Genomic DNA, 15,870 nt, shown 5'->3' with positions numbered 1-15,870 from the left:
CCATCCGAAGGACCCGCCCATGCCGATCGACGCCACGCTCCCGTACGACGACAACAACATCTTTGCGCGGATCCTGCGCGGCGAGATCCCGGCAAAGCGCGTCTATGAGGACGACTTCGCCCTCGCCTTTCACGACATCGCGCCGCAGGCACCGGTCCATGTGCTGGTGATCCCCAAGGGCGCCTATGTCTCCTGGGAAGATTTCAGCGCGCGTGCGCCCGATGCGGAGATCGCCGGCTTCGTCCGCGCCGTCGGCCATGTCGCGCGCGAGCATGGGCTGGTGGCGCCTGGCTACCGCCTGCTCGCCAACGTCGGCGGCCATGGCGGGCAGGAAGTGCCGCACCTCCACGTCCATCTGTTCGGCGGCCAACCGCTGGGGCCGATGCTGGCGCGTTGAGCAACGCCCCGCGCCGCCGCAGGGATTCGCCTTGCGCGCACTCGATTTAGCTTTACGCTCCACCCTTTCGCGGCTGCGAAACGAACCGGTTCAGGGGAAAACCGCATGATCTTCGGGCGCGTCAAACCACTCGACGCCATTCTAGCGACTGCCGAAAAAAAGTCGCTCCATCGCTCGCTCGGCGCGCTGCAGCTCACGCTGCTCGGCGTCGGCGCCATCATCGGCACGGGTATCTTCGTGCTCACCGCAGAGGCTGCGCAAAAGGCGGGCCCGGGCATGATGATCTCGTTCATCATCGCCGGTGCCGTCTGCGCGGTCGCCGCGCTCTGCTACTCCGAGCTCGCCTCGATGGTGCCGGTCTCCGGCTCCGCCTACACCTACACCTATGCGGTGATGGGTGAGCTGCTCGCCTGGATGGTGGGCTGGGCGCTGATCCTCGAATATGCGGTGGCGGCCTCGGCCGTGTCGGTCGGCTGGTCCGGCTATTTCGTCGGCCAGCTGGGGGGCTGGTTCGGCATCACCCTGCCGCAAGAGATCATCGCCGGCCCCTATGCGGGCGGCATCATCAACCTGCCCGCGGTAGTGATTGCGCTGCTGATCACGACCCTGCTGATCGTCGGCACCAGCGAAAGCGCCAAGGTCAATGCGGTGCTGGTCGCGATCAAGGTGACGGCGCTCACCGCCTTTATCGCCCTTTCCGTGCCGGCCATGCACATGGAGAATTTCAGCAACTTCATGCCGCAGGGCTGGGGTGACGGTGCCGGCGCCGGCGTGATCGGTGCGGCTGCCTCGATCTTCTTCGCCTATGTCGGTTTCGACGCGGTCTCGACCGCGGCCGAAGAGACCAAGAACCCGCAGCGCAACGTGCCGATCGGCCTGATCGGCAGCCTCGCCATCTGCACCATCTTCTACATGCTGGTGGCGGCCGGCGCGATCGGCTCGCCGATCGGCGCGCAGCCGGTCACCGCCGCCGACGGCACCTGGCTGGCCCCGGGCTCGACCGAGCTTGCCGCCCGCTGCGCTGCGATCAGCGCCGCCGCTGCCGAGCCGCTGTCCTGCTCCAAGGAAGCGCTCGCCCATGTCCTGCGCCAGATCGGCTATCTCAACATCGGCAACCTGATCGGCCTCGCCGCCTTCCTGGCGCTGCCCTCGGTCATCCTGGTCATGATCTATGGCCAGACCCGCATGTTCTTCGTGATGGCGCGCGACGGCCTGCTGCCGGAGAAGCTGTCGACGATCCACCCCAAGTGGAAGACGCCGCACATCATCACCGGCATCACCGGCCTGGGCGTGACGTTCGCGGCCGCCTTCCTGCCGGTCGGCAAGCTCGCCGACATCGCCAATGCCGGTACGCTGTTCGCCTTCTTCATGGTCGCGATCGCGGTCATGCGGCTGCGCAAGACCGAGCCCACCCGCCACCGCCCGTTCCGCACCCCGCTCGTGTATGTGGTGGGGCCGCTCACGATGGTCGGCTGCGTCGTGCTCTACTGGTTCCTGCCGCCGGACGCGAAGCTGGTGCTGCCGGTATGGGGCGCAATCGGCCTGGTGGTCTATTTCGCCTATGGCTTCCGCAAGAGCCACCTCGGCCGCGGGCTGATCGATGTGCCAGAGGCAGACGCCTATGGGGACACGCCCGGCACCCGCTGAGGTTCGCCCAACAAAAAGGGGCCGGAGGATCGCTCCTCCGGCCCCTTTCTTTTTGCGGCTGCGGGTCGCGCCCGCATTCCGCGTCAGCCGAGCTTGTCGGCGATCAGCTTCTTCAGGTCGACGTTCGGGCGCGCGCCATAGTGGGAGATGATCTCCGCCGCGCAGATCGCGCCCATGCGCAGCGAATCCGCCACGCTGCGGCCCTGCGCCTGGCCGTGGAGGAAACCCGCCGCGAACAGGTCGCCCGCACCGGTGGTGTCCACCACCGCCGCGACCGGCTCGGCCGGAGCCGCCACCTGCTCGCCGTTCACGACCGCAATCGCACCCTGCTCGCCGCGAGTCACGACCAGCGTCGGCACCTGCGGCGCGATCTTGGCGACGGCCGCGTCAAAGCCCTCGACCTGGGCGAGTGCCAGCAGCTCATTCTCGTTCGCGAAGAGGATGTCGATCATGCCGTCCGCCAGCAGCGTGCGGAAATCGTCGCCGTGGCGCGAAATGCAGAACACGTCCGACAGGGTAAAGGCGACCTTGCGGCCCGCTTCGCGCGCGACCTCGATTGCGGCGCGCATCGCCTGGCGGGGCTCTTCCGGATCCCACAGATAGCCTTCCAGGTACAAGATCGCCGCGTCGGCGATCATGGCACGGTCGAGCGCCGCCTCGGGCAGGAACTGCGACGCGCCCAGGAAGGTGTTCATCGTGCGCTGGCCATCCGGCGTCACAAAGATCAGGCAGCGCGCCGTGCTGGGATCGCCCGCACGCACCGCGGTGTCGAAGCGGATGCCGACCGCACGCACGTCATGCGCGAACACCTTGCCGAGCTGGTCGTCGGCGACCTGGCCGATGAAGCCGCACTTGCCGCCCAGCGCCGCGATGCCTGCGATGGTGTTCGCCGCCGACCCACCCGAAACCTCGCGCCCCGGACCCATCTTGGCATAGAGCGCATCGGCTTCCGCCGGCGAGAAGACGAGCTGCATCGAGCCCTTGTTCATGCCTTCCGCTTCGAGGAACGAATCTTCGGCCTGGGCGAGGATGTCGACGATCGCGTTGCCGATCGCGACGACGTCGTAAGTGGGTTCGGTCAAGTCAGTCTCCAGTGCGGGATCCGCAAACGTGCTTGCGGTAAAGAGCGCCGCCGCCCCGCGCAACCGCGTTGACGGGGCCGCACGCCGCCCCCATTCCCACGCCCATGATCCGCGCCCTTTTCCTCTCGATCGCCCAGCTCGGCGACCGGCGCATCCTGGCCGTGCTGGTGAAGTCGCTGGTCGTGACGCTGCTGCTGTTCCTGGCGCTCGCCGCCTGCTTTGCGCTCGGCGCCCGCGCGATGGTGCGCGATGGCCTGCATTGGGGAAGCGGCGTCGGCGATCTCGCGGCAGCGGCGGCGGTGATCGCAACGGTGGGCCTCGCCTGGCTGCTGTTCCGCGCCGTCGCCATTGCCGTTACCGGCATCTTCGCGGACGAGGTGGTCGCCGCGGTCGAGGCACGCCATTATCCGGCGGCACTCGCCTCGGCCCGGCCGGTGCCGTTCGCGCGCGGGGTCGCAATGGGGCTGGGTTCGGCCGGCCGGGTGATCGCGGTCAACCTGCTGCTCAGCCCCCTCTATCTGGTGCTGCTCGCAACCGGTGTCGGCACTGCAATCGCCTTTTTCCTGGTCAATGGCTGGCTGCTCGGTCGCGATCTGGGCGACATGGTCGCGGCGCGCCACCTGCCGGCCGCCGCAATGCGCGGCTGGCGGAGCGGCACAGGCGGCGGACGGCTGCTGCTGGGGCTTGCGGGCACCGGCCTGCTCATGGTTCCGCTCGTCAACTTCGTCGCCCCCGTGCTCGGCGCGGCGATGGCGACCCACTGGTTTCACGAAAGGCGCGGCAAATGAGGCATTGGGCAGGATTGGCGTTGCTGGGCACGAGCCTGGCCGGCTGTGCGACAGTGCCCGACACCGGCGCCGGCAAGCTCCCCCCGCCCCCGCCGAGCGCCGCCTACAGCTCGATCGGACTGGAGCGCATCCTGGGCCAGCCCGCCAACGCCCTCACCAAGCTGTTCGGCAAGCCCGATGCCGATCTTACCGAGGGCGCCGGCCACAAAATGCAGTTCGGTTCCGACATCTGCGTCCTCGACGCCTATCTCTATGCGCCCAAGAACGGCGGCACGCCCGTGGTCACTTATGTCGACGCCCGCCAGCGCAACGGCGCCCCGATCGACCGCGCCAGCTGCGTCGCCGCGCTGGTGCGGCGAGAGGGTGGGCGGTAAGAAGCCACCTTCCCTGCCCTTCGCAGGGATACGGGTTTTCGGAGGTTCAGATCGGCTGCCACTCCGTCCGGACGTCCGCATCATCCTCTTTCGCCAGCCGCGCAGCCCGCTCGCTCGCGAACCGGTCCTGATCCAGCCGTCCCAACGCCCACACCGCAGCACCGCGCACCACCGGGGCGGGATCGTCCAGCAGCCGGGCGACCGGTGCCACCAGCGCCGCATCCCCGCTGTTCCCCGCCGCCACCAGCGCGTTGCGTACCATCCGGTCGCGCCCGATCCGCTTGATCGGCGAACCCGCGAACACCTGTCGGAAGCCCGGATCGTCGAGCGCCATCAGATCCGCGAGCCGGGGCGCCGCCAGCTCGGCGCGCGGCACAAAGGCCTTGTTCGCCGCTGCGGTAGCCGCGAACTTGTTCCACGGGCACACCGCCAGGCAATCGTCGCAGCCATAGATGCGGTTGCCGATGCCCGGCCGCAGCGCCGCTGGGATCGGTCCTGCGTGCTCGATGGTGAGGTAGCTCACGCACCGCCGCGCATCGATCTGATAGGGCGCGGGAAACGCATCGGTCGGGCACGCGCGCTGGCAGGCATCGCAGGTTCCGCAGGTGCCGCCGGAGCTTCCCTCCGGCACCAGCTCCAGCGTCGTGTAGATGGCCCCCAGGAACAGCCAGCTGCCGTGCGCCCGGCTGATGAGGTTAGTGTGCTTGCCCTGCCAGCCGAGCCCCGCGGCTTCCGCCAGCGGTTTTTCCATCACCGGCGCGGTGTCCACGAACACCTTGAGGTCGCAGCCCGCTTCCTGCGCCAGCCAGCGGCCGAGCGCCTTCAGCGCCTTTTTCACGACATCGTGATAATCGGCACCCTGCGCATAGACGGAGATGCGCCCGCGGTCGCCTACCCCTGCCAGCGCCAGCGGATCGCGCGCCGGTGCATAGCTCATGCCCAGCGCGATCACCGACCGCACGTCCGGCCACAGGCCAGCCGGCGAGCCGCGATGGTGCGCGCGCTCCTCCATCCAGATCATGCTGCCGTGGCGCCCTGCATCCAGCCATTCGCGCAGCCGCGCCGCCGTCTTGGGCGCGGCATCGGCACGCGCGAAACCGCAGGCGGCAAAGCCGAGCTCCGCCGCCTTCTCCCGGATGCGCGTTTCCAAGGACTTGTGCTGGTCCACGCCGCCCCGCTACCACGGCTTCAAACAACACAGCACCCCCGTACGCGTCGATACGTGTGCGTTGATCGCGGACGGGGTGTGAGAGGGGGGCGGAATGGATACGACAGGTGGCGCCTCCGGCCTCGCCCTGACCGCGACCGGGCTGGTCAAGCGCTTCGGCGAACGCCGCGTCGTCGACGGCATCGACCTGCAGGTGCCGACCGGCGCCGTCTATGGCGTGCTGGGTCCCAATGGTGCCGGCAAAACCACGACGCTGCGCATGCTGCTGGGCATCATCGAGCCCGACGCGGGCAAGCGCTGCCTGCTCGGGCATGATGCGCCGCGCGATGCTTCCGACCGGGTCGGCTACCTCCCCGAGGAGCGCGGACTGTATCCCGGCATGAAGGCGCGCGAGGCGATCGCCTTCATGGGCGCGCTGCGCGGCCTCGATTGGGCGACCGGGCGCAAGCGTGCCGCGGTGATGATGGAGCGCGCAGGGTTGGGCGACTCGGTGGACACCAAGATCCGCAAGCTGTCGAAGGGCATGGCCCAGTTCGTCCAGCTGCTCGGCTCGGTGGTGCACGAGCCCGAGTTCCTGGTGCTCGACGAACCCTTCTCCGGCCTGGATCCCGTCAACCAGGAACGTCTGGAGGGGCTGGTGATGGCAGAGCGCGACCGCGGCGCCACCATCCTGTTCTCCACCCATGTCATGGCCCATGCCGAACGGCTGTGCGACCGCCTCGCCATCATCGCCGGCGGCAAGCGCCGGTTCGAGGGCACGGTCGCGGAAGCACGCGGCACCCTGCCGATGCGCGCCCATTATGTGCCGCGTGACCCCGGCGACGGCATCACGACGCTGCTGCCGGCGGACGCCCGCCGCGATCGCCAGGGCGACGGCTGGACCTTTTCGGTGCCTGAGCAAGGAATAGAGCAGACGCTCGGCAAGCTGATCGCGGGCGGCTTCGGCATCGCCGGCCTGTCGATCGAGCGCCCCGGACTGCACGACGCGTTCGTGCGCATCGTCGGCACCGCCGCGGCCGAAGGAACCCCCGCATGAATACGCTCCGCCGCACGCTGCGTCAGACGCTGACGGTCGCCCGGCGCGACTTCATCGCCACAGTGCTGACCCCCACCTTCCTGATCTTCCTGCTCGCGCCGATGCTGTTCGCAAGCTTCGGCGCGCTGGGCAGCATCGGCGCGCGCGCGGTGGGCGAAAGCGGCGAGGACCGCGAGCGGCTCTACGCCATCGCGGGGCCGGCCGACGCCGCCCGCTTCCTCGCCGCCGACCACGCCGCGCGCGACTTCCTGTCGCAAGAGGCGCTGCCACCGGCGCTGGAGGTCGTGACGCCGGAAAGCGATCCGGCGGCGCAGGCCCGGCGCTTGCTGGCAGAGGACGATCGCGACGTCCCGGCCGTGCTCTACGGATCGCCCGAACGTCCGCACATCCTTCACGCCAATCCCATGTCGCGCATGTCGAAGTACCTGGCGATGCTCGCTGAACAGGTCGCGCGGGACCATCGCTCGGGAGTCGACGGCCCGGCCAGCCAGCCGCAGTTCGAACAGATCGCGCGCGCGACCGGCACCATCGGCGGCAAGAATGCGGCCGCGGGCGCGGCGGTGATCGCGCTGTTCGCCGTCACGCTGATCCTCGCCAGCCAGGCCGTCGGCACCATGGCCGAGGAACGCTCCAACAAGGTGATCGAGGTGCTTGCCGCCGCCGTACCGCTTGAGGCGGTGTTCCTGGGCAAGCTCATCGGCATGTTCGGCGTCGCGATCCTGTTCGTGCTGTTCTGGGGCACGCTGATCGGCAATGTCGGCGCGCTCCTGCCCGGCGACGCGGCTGCGGCGCTGACCGGCCTCGCGCCAGCCGTCGGCCTGCCGGTGTTCACGCTGCTGTTCGCCATCTATTTCGCCGCCGCCTTTCTGCTGCTGGGCGCGGTGTTCCTGGGCATCGGCGCGCAGGCGTCTACCCCGCGTGAGATCCAGATGCTGTCGCTGCCGCTGACCCTGTTCCAGATGGGCATGTTTGCGCTGTCGCTGGCCGCAGCCGGCAAGCCGGGCAGCTGGATCGCCACGATTGCCGAGGGGTTTCCGTTCAGTTCGCCCTTCGCCATGGCGGCGCGTGCGGCGAACCGGCCGGAGCTCTGGCCGCATCTGCTCGCGATCGGGTGGCAGGTCTTGTGGGTGGCCCTCACCATCACGCTCGGCGCGCGGCTGTTCCGCCGCGGCGTGCTGCAGTCGGCGGGACCGAAATTCCGCCTGGCCAAGCTGCTCGGGCGCTGAAGGGACTGCTGGAAACCTCGGTTGCGCCTTCCCATCTAAGCGGTTGATGACACAGTATCTTGTTGATCGCCGTCGCCTGCTGGGGCTGGTCGGTTTGGGCGGCACCGCGCTGGCGATCGGTGCGTGCGCGGCCGACAGCGATGCGGCGCCGGCCGCCCCCTTCCAGCTCAGCGACGCACAATGGCGGGCGCGCCTCAGCCCGGCCCAGTACCGCGTCCTGCGGGAGGAAGGCACCGAGCGCCCCTATTCCAGCCCGCTCAACAAGGAGAAGCGCGCCGGTACCTTTGCGTGCGCGGGCTGTGGCCAGCCGCTCTTTGCGTCGACCACCAAGTTCGAAAGCGGCACCGGCTGGCCGAGCTTCTGGGCGCCGCTGCGCGGAGCCGTCGCGACGCACGAGGACCGCTCGCTGTGGATGGCGCGCACCGAAGTCCGCTGCGCCCGCTGCGCCGGCCACCTAGGCCATGTCTTCGACGATGGTCCCAAGCCCACCGGCAAGCGCTATTGCATGAATGGCGTGGCGATGACGTTTCGTCCGAGGGCGTAAAGCCCGCTACACGCTCCGCTACGGCACCATCCGCAAGCAAGAAGGGCCGGAGGATCGCTCCTCCGGCCCTTCTTGTTCCAGTACGTTCGGCTCTCGGCCGATCAGTCGACCAGCGCGGTGATGCCCTTGCCGATGGTGTTGCCGCCGCTGGCGACCTGCACCGGCGCAAAGGTCTCGCCCTGCGGCGCTTGGCCCGAATAGATGAAGCCGTTAGTGGGGTAGCTCGAGGTGCCCAGGCCGCCGACCGGGCCGAACCACACGCGCACTTCGCTCCAGTCACCCGCCGCCGACACGTCCACCGCCCGCACGTCGCGCTCGATGCCGCCGCGGCGCGACCAGTTGGCATGGGTCAGCAGAACTTCGCGCTCGTTCAGAACCTTGGACACCATCGCAACATGGCCCAGGCGCATGCGGCGGGTCGATTCGAACGACAGGACGGCGCCTTCCTTGGGGGTCGCACCGCGCTGGTACTTGCCCGCCGCCTGGCCCCACCAGGTGTTGGCGTTGCCATGAATGTCGATGCCGGAAATCTCGCGGGCATAGGGAGCGCACTGCCAGAAGCGTGCCTCAGCCGGTGCGGTCGTCAGCAGGCAAAGCGATAGCGTCAGCGCAAAACGCGCTGCAAAAGCCCGGAAATTCATGGACCCCCCAAAGGTCGTTGAAGCTCGTGGAAGTGTGTGAAGCAGGGTTTTTGCTGCCGCGAAACCCCATGCACTTCGTCGATGGAACCTTTTCCGACGAAGCGTGTTTAGGCGTCGATGGTTGCCCCCCAGAAGGCCTCTGGGGGCGCAACTTTTCCTGCGCGCCCAACGTTTTCCCAGCGCTTTGACGCCGGACTCGCACTCTCGCGGCCGCGAGTCCGCCGCCGTTCCCGTGCCGCCGAAACCCGTCTAGAAGAACTCCATGCGATCCTGGTTTCTCGCCACGCTGCTGCTGGGCGCGTGCAACAGCGCTCCCCTTCCCGATGAAGCCGGGAGTCCGGCGCCGGGGGCAACGGCGACCGCGCTTTCGCCGGGCACCACCCCCGTCCGGATCGGCGAGCAAGGACCAAGCTTTGCCGCCTGCGGCATCGGTGGCGTGGTGCTCGCGCCCACCATCCCGGTCCGCACCGCGCCCTTCGAGGAGGCAAAAGTCGCCGGAACGCTCGAACAGGGGCGCCCGCTGTTCGTGTGCACCCGGTCCATCGACCAGCGCTGGCTCGGGATCGTCGCCCCGCCCGCTGCTACGCCCGAGGACGGCTGCGGCGTCGCCAGCCCGGTCGGCAGCCGGCGCGGCTATGATGGCCCGTGCCTGTCCGGCTGGGTTCCGGCCGCCGCGATCCGGGCCCGCGCCCGCTGACTCACTCCATTCATCGCGTTTTCTGCTGCATCGCAACAGATTGGATCGCGAGCCGTTGAAGATCGGATGGTCGGTTCAGCATGCTGTTAACCGATGCCGGGCAGGATGGCAGCGGATGGAGCACGTCCGGGAGCAGGATCGATGGGCGCGAGAATGAAGCCAGCTGAAGGTGCAATGACCCTGGCCGAAATGAAGGAGTTCGCAGGCTTCAGCGCCGCGACTCAGCGCTATATCCGGCGTTCGCTCGACATCGGTCTAGAGCGCGAGGATGCGATGGAGCGCTGGTCTCGCGACGTGGTGGAGGCCGCCAGCATTCGCGCCCAGGCGCGGCTCTATGACCGACTCCCCGAAATCCGCACGCTGGTTCCCGACGACAGCGGCCTGGAACTGGTCGAGCCGTTCATGGCGCCGCTGCTGGTCGTCACCGCCTTCGACCTGGGCCAGGGGCGCCTCACCTCCTTCTCCGCCTACCGCTTTCTGTACGAGCGGCTGATCGGCGCGGAGGCGCGGCCGTGGCTTCCGTCTGCGTTCTGCGCCTCGGCAGCCCTGCCCCACCTTCATCCCGAGTTGCGTCGCAAGCTCCTCCAGTCGATCAGCGAAGCCGCCGCCACCGCCTCGGGATGGTCGCTGCGCCAGCCGGCCTTCTTTCCGGCCTGGGTGGAAAAGGTGGATCCGCGGACGCTGCAGAACTGAGCCGACGAGGCTGCCGCGCGACGGCCGCAGCCTAGCGGGGCTGTTCGGGCGCCGCGCGCTTCGCGGCGGGCACGTCGATAGCCCGGAGCCGATACCGTCCCGGCGGCAGCATCAGGGCGACAGTCTCGCCCGGACGGATCGCCACCCGATCCATCGGCACCGCGGCATCGGGCTCCACGACCGGCCGTGCCTCGATGACCCGCCAGCCGCAGGCCACCGGACGCAGACTGGCTGGGATATCGACCGCGCGGTCCCCGGCAGCCAATCGCCACGCAGGCCGCCCCCGCACAAAGCGCGCAGTGGGATGGTCGACGACCAGGTCAAAGGCTCCCGCGGGCTCATCCGCGGGCAGATCCGCCAGCCGCACCCGATCTCCGCCACCGCGACAACTCGTCTGCGAAATGGTGAGCGGATCGATGCCTGTCTTCGCCTTCAGCCGCGCCGCCATCCAGATCCCCCCGTCGGGGAGCGGCACTTCAGTAGCGTGCGAATAGCCCACATGGACAAGCAAACGGGTGTTCGGATGCTCGCGCAGGAAGCGGACCAGATTGCGCGCCTGCGTTTCCTCGCGGGTGGCGATCCGCTGCTCGCGCGTGGCCGTGCCGCCAGCGCTGGCGTCTTCTTGTTCCTCATAGGGTACAAGCCTGTACCCCAGCGCCTTGGCCACCCTCCCCAGCCGGCCGAAGCCCGCCTCGGACAGGTAAAATCCGTCTTCATCCTCCAGGAACGGCTGATCGGGCCGTGCGAGGACCGCAGGCAGCGTTGCCGCTGAAACATTGGGCTCCGGATTGGCGAGCGTTTCCATGGCCAGCGCATCATACCCCAGCGGTCGCAGCCGCCGCGCAAGTTCTGCGCTGAAACCCCGATGCTCCGATCGCTCGTGGCTCTCATTGATGATTACGATCGACGTCCGCCGTGCCCAACGCTCGATTTCGTCGAGCACCTCGGAGCCCGCTGACGCGGCGGCGCAGCGGTTCGCGCGATAATCATAGCTGCTGGCAGCAATCAGATCCTCCCTGCCGAACAGGCTCAGAGTCTGTGCCACCATCATGCCGTCCAGCGGATGCTCCGGGTCGACCTCACCCAGCATCTCGAACTTATCCGCCGGCAGGGGCGACACGCTGTCTGCCGCAAGGATTTCCAATGGCCGAACGAAGCTCACGCCGTCGCTTACCCCCTGCTTCCCCACCATCGCACAGGCAGTAAGCCCGCCGATGCCAATCAGCGCGAGGAGCGGCCGCTGTAACGGCGAAGGAAGCAAGCGCATGCCGGATCGTACCGCGCGCTTGCCCCGAGTCCAGCGGCGCCCGCGCGCACTACCGGCACGCGCGCCAGCCCATGGCGCCGCGCCGCGCCTGGTCCAGGTGGAAATGGTCGCGATGCGCGGCATTGTAGTCGGGCGACAGCACGGTCGAGAACAGCTCGCATGCCCCGTCGCGCACGTCGCGCAGAAAGGCGGCGCGCTCGGCATTGCCCTTCCAGTCGCCCACCACCGTGACCCGGCGACCGTCCGCCAGCACAAAGCCAGCGACATCCAGCGCATTGGCCGCCGCATGCTCGCTCCAGTCGCCCTTGGACCGGCCGTACATCCGCCGGCAGTTGTAGCTGCCGAAATGCTCGATCCGCACGACCTCGCTTTTAAAATAGCGGCGCGCGGCCGGCTGGACCACCTGCCATTCCCACATGACTTCCGCTGCCGCGACGGGACAGGACGTGCCCACATCGCGTGGTGCAAAGCGGATCGTGCGCGCGCCGCCCCTGGTCAGCCGCACGCCATCGGCATAGCCGCACTGGCCCGATACTAGCGGCGCCAGCGGCTGATAACGAACGCCCGCCCGCTCCAGCAGCTGCCGGCACTTGGGAAAGCCATCGGCGAGCCCCGCGAGCTTGCGCCCGGTGAACATGCCAACCGGGTCGGCCAGGTCGAGCGGCCGCCACGGCACATCGTGCGGGCGGCTGCGCACCAGCGCATAGAGCGCAAAGCCGATCGCCACGAGCACCAGCATCCAGACGATCGCCCGCGTGCCCTGCCGAACCCGCTTCACTGGCGCAGCACCCGGTCCAGCGGCTCGGCGGTGACCGGATAGCCCAGGTCATCCGGGATACAGAGCTGGTCGGTCCCGTCACGCCGCTCCACCCAGGGCGTGATGCTACGCACCGGATAGGCTGTCGCATGCGCCACCGCCGTGGCGAAGCTCGGCAGGATCGCCAGGCGCTCCAGCATGCGCCGGGTTGGAAAGATCAGCTGCGCGCGACCGGCGTCCGCGTCCGCCAGCACCTGTGCCGCGCTTGCCCAGAAGCTTCGCTGCGTCTCCGTCCCGTCCTCCATCGGCTCGGGAATCCCGGGCGGGGCCGCCGCCAGGAAGAAATGCGTGTCGAACAGGCGCGCGACCAGCCGCTCGGGCCGCCAGCGCGCGAAGGGGATCAGCCGCTCGGGCGTGATCCGGTGCGTTCCAAGGACGCTGCCCAGCGGCTCGCCCGCATGCAGCCGCGCGCGCATGATAGCGAGGGCGGCCGCATCGGGCATGGGCTCCAGCCCCACAGCCACCCCGACTTCCTCGATCGTCTCGCGGATGGCGGCGATCCTGGCGGCAAGCACCGCATCGCCCTCTGCCAGCGCCACATCGCCAGGGTCGATCCGCCCACCTGGAAACACCAGGGCCCCGCCCGCGAACGCCATCTTCGCGGCACGCTGGACTATCAACAGCTCGGGAGCGGCCGATCCGTCGCGCATCACGATCAGCGTCGCGGCGGGAATCAGTTCGGTCGGGTCAGACATGTCGGGCAGCGTTTCCTTCAGGCGGCGCGGCCGGTCCGCCTATCTACGGCCGGACGCCAGCAGACAAGCATCTCCGGGATGGAAGCATTCTCAAGGCACGCCGAGGAGGCACGCCTGGGGAACGGCACCATTACGGAGGGGCCATCTTGTCTCCATCTGCCAGCCTGCGACCACCGCCCCATGGATACGATGTTCGAGCGGGTTGAGGAACTGGCCGAGCGGGTGTGGCGCACCGTCACCCCGCTTGCCGACCTGTCTGGCGGCTACGCGCTGCTGGACTTTCCGGATTATTCGAATGTGGGGGACAGCCTGATCTGGCTGGGTGAGCTCGCCTTCTTCGATCGCGCCGCGCCGCGCCCGCCCGGCTATGTCAGCACGATCCACGGCTTCGACCTGGACGCGCTGCTGCGCGCGGTGCCGACCGGGCCGATCTTCCTGAGCGGCGGCGGCAACTTCGGCGACTTATGGCCGCGGTTCCAGCAGTTCCGCTGCATGCTGCTGGCGGCCCTCCCCGGGCGCCGCATCGTCCAGCTGCCCCAGACGATCCACTTCTCCAATTTGGGCGAGGTGCAGGCGACCCGCGACGCGATCGCCGCCCATGGCAACTTCACCCTGCTGGTGCGCGATCAGGCGAGCCTCGCCTTTGCGCAAGCGGAGCTTGGCTGCCCGGTGGCGCTCTGCCCCGACATGGCCTTTTGCCTCGGCAGCCTCTCGCGCCCGGCGCTGCCGGTGCACGACATCGTCTACCTCCTGCGTACCGATCAGGAGCAGGCGTCCGGCCGCGGTGTGCCAGACCTGCCGCTCGACAGCCTGGTGGCGGACTGGATCCACGGCGCGCGCGTCCCAAGCCGATGGGACCGCGCCGTCGCGAAGCTCGGCCGCACCGCCATCATGCTGGCAGGCGGCGAGCCCGACTATCGCCGCTTCCGTACCCGTGCCCGCGCCGAGCTGGAGCGGGGCCGCGCCCTGTTAGGATCGGGTGAAGCAGTGGTGACCGACCGGCTCCACGGCCATATTCTGAGCGTCCTGATGGGCATCCCCCATGCCGTGCTGGACAACAGCTATGGCAAGGTGCGTGGTTTCGCCGAACAATGGACGGCCGACCTCCCGGGCATCGCCGTGTGCGAGACGCTGGACCAGGCCACCTTCCACGCCGTCACCCACAGCCGGGAGATCGCCTGAAGGAGAAGCGCGTATCGCTCCGCCAGAGATCGGGCCGGGCGCCAAGGCTGGACCAGCCGTCGGAGTTTGGCCGGCTTGACCTCCGGGGGACGGCTCCGCGGTCTAAGGGACGCACGCGACACGTGCGATGATCGGCCGAGATTGGACATGACCCACCCTACAAGCGCTTCTGGCCGTGGTTGCCGCAGCACCTCCTTGCGGCCCAAACCTCAACGCGCTTGGAACCGCGGCCGCATCGAAGCGCCCTGAGCTTTGGCAAGGAACGGCGCGCAGGCCCGCCTAGGTCTAGACTCATGAGCCCGCAACCACAGCCGCACTGAGGCGAGCTGGATCATCGCAATGAAGTGGCGGCGAGCTCGTCGTAGCGGGTGGCGACGCGGCAAAAGTCCTTCAGCTTCGAGGAGAAACGCCCGGTCAGGTTGCGCTCGCGGTAGAGCCGCCTGCTGAAGCGAGGCTTCAAGCGCCGGTTGCGCATGGGCGGAATGTTCCGTGTTGCACCCTGGTCTTGGATCAGCTCGCGCAGTGGTCGGCATCGTAAGCCTTGTCCGCCACTACGCTGGTCCGCGGGCCAAGCGTTCGAGCACCGCGTCGGGAATCTGCCCGTCGTACGCCTGTCCTCCGGTCAGGCCGAGCCGGATCGGCAGACCTCGGGCGTCGACGATGACATGGATCTTGGTCGTGAGCCCACCGCGTGATCGACCGAGACACTGATCTGCACCCTTTTCCGCCGCGGCCTGCTGGTGGCGCGGAGGTGCCGCGCCTCGATGACCGACGCGTGCTGAACGGGATCTTCTGGGTGCTGCGGCCGGGGCACCGTGGCGCGATCTGTCCGAGCGCTATGTGCCGCGCACCACCTGCTACAATCGCTTTACCCGATGGCGGAAGGCGGGCGTATGGAACCGGCTGATGGACGCCATCAGCGCCGCCCACGATGGCGACATCCAGATGATCGCCAGCACCTCCGTGCGGGCTCACCAGCAGGCCGCGACGGCAAAGGGGGTGCAAACCACTGTCTCGGTCGATCACGCGGCGGGCTCACGACCAAGATCCACGTCGTCGTCGACGCACAAGGCCTTCCGATCCGGCTCGGCCTGACTGCCGGGCAGACGCATGATGGGCAGATCGCCGATCGCCTGCTCGATCACCTTGGCCCTCGCACCATCGTGCTGGCGGACAAGGCCTATGACGCAGGCCGCGTCCGCGAGCTGATCCAGTATCGGGATGCCACGCCCAATATCCCGGCGAAGAGCAACCGCGAGTGGCAGCCCTGCTTCAGCAAGCGCCTCTACCGCGATCGCAACCTAATCGAGCGCTTCTTCTCCAAGCTGAAGCACTTCCGCCGCGCCGCCACCCGCTACGACAAACTCGCCGCCAACTTCCTCGCCATGGTCCAACTCGCCTCAATGCGGCTACGGGCTTATGAGTCACAACCTAGTACACGCGCTGGTGGAGTCCGGAGCCTCGCGCGTCTGCCATTGCGCGCTCGAGGTGTTGGGGGCGAGAAGTACGGATGCGTGTTCCCCGCGCGCTCCGAACACGCGAGCCACTATCTCCTCCGCCGCCGCTTCGCCGACATGGGTCGTGCCACTCTGCCGGCATTAGTGCCGTCACCCGAA

At 68.4% G+C, this 15,870-nt stretch carries 16 protein-coding genes and 2 pseudogenes; 11 read left to right on the top strand and 7 right to left on the bottom strand.

Annotated features, from left to right (window positions below; translation table 11 throughout):
* Positions 1 to 19: 19 nt before the first annotated feature.
* The gene (locus LK533_RS00945; RefSeq protein WP_229360723.1) at positions 20 to 397 is read left to right on the top strand and encodes a histidine triad nucleotide-binding protein; all 378 of its coding nucleotides are present in this window, start codon (positions 20 to 22) and stop codon (positions 395 to 397) included.
* Between the two features lie 105 nt (positions 398 to 502).
* Positions 503 to 2,044 carry an amino acid permease gene (locus LK533_RS00940; RefSeq protein ID WP_229360718.1) on the top strand — a complete coding sequence of 514 codons (1,542 nt, stop codon included), beginning with the start codon at positions 503 to 505 and terminating at the stop codon, positions 2,042 to 2,044.
* An 83-nt stretch (positions 2,045 to 2,127) separates the two neighbouring features.
* Here LK533_RS00940 and LK533_RS00935 read toward each other — a convergent pair whose 3' ends face one another.
* On the bottom strand, positions 2,128 to 3,126 hold the full coding sequence (locus tag LK533_RS00935) for an adenosine kinase (RefSeq protein WP_229360717.1): 999 nt from the start codon (positions 3,124 to 3,126) through the stop codon (positions 2,128 to 2,130).
* 104 nt (positions 3,127 to 3,230) lie between these two features.
* Here LK533_RS00935 and LK533_RS00930 point away from each other — a divergent pair, with 104 nt between their 5' ends.
* Both LK533_RS00930 and LK533_RS00925 read left to right on the top strand, forming a co-directional pair.
* Positions 3,231 to 3,914, top strand: a complete 684-nt coding sequence (locus LK533_RS00930) for an EI24 domain-containing protein (RefSeq protein WP_229360715.1) — start codon at positions 3,231 to 3,233, stop codon at positions 3,912 to 3,914.
* Complete coding sequence (locus LK533_RS00925; RefSeq protein WP_229360713.1) at positions 3,911 to 4,288, top strand: hypothetical protein; 378 nt, start codon at positions 3,911 to 3,913, stop codon at positions 4,286 to 4,288. Before LK533_RS00930 ends, LK533_RS00925 begins: the two co-directional genes overlap by 4 nt.
* 46 nt (positions 4,289 to 4,334) lie before the next feature.
* Here LK533_RS00925 and queG read toward each other — a convergent pair whose 3' ends face one another.
* Entirely contained in the window at positions 4,335 to 5,456 is a 1,122-nt protein-coding gene (gene queG / locus LK533_RS00920; RefSeq protein WP_229360712.1) for a tRNA epoxyqueuosine(34) reductase QueG, read from the bottom strand.
* A 94-nt stretch (positions 5,457 to 5,550) separates the two neighbouring features.
* Here queG and LK533_RS00915 point away from each other — a divergent pair, with 94 nt between their 5' ends.
* From LK533_RS00915 to msrB, 3 genes are read left to right on the top strand one after another with little or no spacing between them, the layout of a single operon-like run.
* Positions 5,551 to 6,492 carry an ABC transporter ATP-binding protein gene (locus LK533_RS00915; protein ID WP_229360706.1) on the top strand — a complete coding sequence of 314 codons (942 nt, stop codon included), beginning with the start codon at positions 5,551 to 5,553 and terminating at the stop codon, positions 6,490 to 6,492.
* The gene (locus tag LK533_RS00910) at positions 6,489 to 7,718 is read left to right on the top strand and encodes an ABC transporter permease (RefSeq protein ID WP_229360698.1); all 1,230 of its coding nucleotides are present in this window, start codon (positions 6,489 to 6,491) and stop codon (positions 7,716 to 7,718) included. The genes LK533_RS00915 and LK533_RS00910 overlap by 4 nt, the downstream gene beginning before the upstream one ends.
* Before the next feature lie 46 nt (positions 7,719 to 7,764).
* Positions 7,765 to 8,262: a peptide-methionine (R)-S-oxide reductase MsrB gene (msrB, locus tag LK533_RS00905; protein WP_229360697.1), complete on the top strand. Its 498-nt coding sequence runs from the start codon at positions 7,765 to 7,767 to the stop codon at positions 8,260 to 8,262.
* 101 nt (positions 8,263 to 8,363) lie between these two features.
* Here msrB and LK533_RS00900 read toward each other — a convergent pair whose 3' ends face one another.
* Entirely contained in the window at positions 8,364 to 8,903 is a 540-nt protein-coding gene (locus LK533_RS00900) for a CHAP domain-containing protein (RefSeq protein WP_229360693.1), read from the bottom strand.
* Between the two features lie 262 nt (positions 8,904 to 9,165).
* Here LK533_RS00900 and LK533_RS00895 point away from each other — a divergent pair, with 262 nt between their 5' ends.
* Both LK533_RS00895 and LK533_RS00890 read left to right on the top strand, forming a co-directional pair.
* On the top strand, positions 9,166 to 9,600 hold the full coding sequence (locus tag LK533_RS00895; protein ID WP_229360690.1) for a hypothetical protein: 435 nt from the start codon (positions 9,166 to 9,168) through the stop codon (positions 9,598 to 9,600).
* Between the two features lie 141 nt (positions 9,601 to 9,741).
* The gene (locus tag LK533_RS00890) at positions 9,742 to 10,293 is read left to right on the top strand and encodes a hypothetical protein (protein WP_229360688.1); all 552 of its coding nucleotides are present in this window, start codon (positions 9,742 to 9,744) and stop codon (positions 10,291 to 10,293) included.
* 31 nt (positions 10,294 to 10,324) lie between these two features.
* Here the strand turns inward: LK533_RS00890 and LK533_RS00885 are convergent, their stop codons facing one another.
* Genes LK533_RS00885 through LK533_RS00875 form a run of 3 tightly spaced genes read right to left on the bottom strand, consistent with a single transcriptional unit; the run spans position 10,325 to position 13,072 of the window.
* Complete coding sequence (locus LK533_RS00885) at positions 10,325 to 11,560, bottom strand: immunity 21 family protein (RefSeq protein ID WP_229360685.1); 1,236 nt, start codon at positions 11,558 to 11,560, stop codon at positions 10,325 to 10,327.
* A gap of 49 nt (positions 11,561 to 11,609) precedes the next feature.
* On the bottom strand, positions 11,610 to 12,338 hold the full coding sequence (locus LK533_RS00880; RefSeq protein ID WP_420705797.1) for an extensin family protein: 729 nt from the start codon (positions 12,336 to 12,338) through the stop codon (positions 11,610 to 11,612).
* Positions 12,335 to 13,072, bottom strand: coding sequence for an NUDIX hydrolase (locus LK533_RS00875; RefSeq protein WP_229360683.1), 738 nt, complete (start codon positions 13,070 to 13,072; stop codon positions 12,335 to 12,337). The genes LK533_RS00880 and LK533_RS00875 overlap by 4 nt, the downstream gene beginning before the upstream one ends.
* Before the next feature lie 180 nt (positions 13,073 to 13,252).
* On the opposite strand from LK533_RS00875, the gene LK533_RS00870 reads away from it, so the two are divergent.
* Entirely contained in the window at positions 13,253 to 14,254 is a 1,002-nt protein-coding gene (locus LK533_RS00870; RefSeq protein ID WP_229360681.1) for a polysaccharide pyruvyl transferase family protein, read from the top strand.
* A 287-nt stretch (positions 14,255 to 14,541) separates the two neighbouring features.
* Here the strand turns inward: LK533_RS00870 and LK533_RS00865 are convergent.
* A pseudogene (locus LK533_RS00865) lies at positions 14,542 to 14,997 on the bottom strand (IS5 family transposase); the annotation flags it as partial.
* Here LK533_RS00865 and LK533_RS00860 point away from each other — a divergent pair.
* A pseudogene (locus tag LK533_RS00860) lies at positions 14,946 to 15,657 on the top strand (IS5 family transposase); the annotation flags it as partial. The pseudogenes LK533_RS00865 and LK533_RS00860 sit on opposite strands and share 52 nt — an antisense overlap.
* Positions 15,658 to 15,870 lie beyond the last annotated feature (213 nt).

The organism is Sphingomonas sp. PL-96 (assembly GCF_020707215.1).
Classification (GTDB): Bacteria; Pseudomonadota; Alphaproteobacteria; order Sphingomonadales; family Sphingomonadaceae; genus Sphingomonas.
Note: the sequence above shows the minus strand (reverse complement) of the source record. Positions and strands in the feature narration are given on the sequence as shown.